Origin of the sequence: Pseudoalteromonas sp. SIMBA_162 (genome assembly GCF_046535955.1) — a bacterium.
GTDB lineage: Bacteria > Pseudomonadota > Gammaproteobacteria > Enterobacterales > Alteromonadaceae > Pseudoalteromonas > Pseudoalteromonas marina.
The window spans coordinates 1-242 of sequence record NZ_JAWJBQ010001036.1 but is presented as its reverse complement, the minus strand read 5'-3'; the positions used below and the strand labels follow the sequence as shown (position 1 = coordinate 242).

Genomic DNA, 242 nt, shown 5'->3' with positions numbered 1-242 from the left:
ACCGCCTCGGCGATGCCCGAGGCCTGCACGTAGCCTGAGCAGTACCAGACATTGCGCCCCTTGCCGGCCTCCATCGGCGCCAGGCCATGCTCGGTCAGCTCCTCATCCAGCGCCCGCAGGCGCGGGCCGTCGTTCCACAGGATGCGGTGATGCTGCGGCAGATGTGAGAAGAACTCCTTGGCATGCTCGAACTGGTCACGGTCGGCGCGGTCCAGCCCGATCACGATCTCGCTGAGGTAGGG

At 66.9% G+C, this 242-nt stretch carries 1 pseudogene; it reads right to left on the bottom strand.

The features are described from left to right. Nucleotides 1-242 (bottom strand): annotated as a pseudogene (locus tag R0J88_RS22860) (glycosyl transferase); the annotation flags it as partial.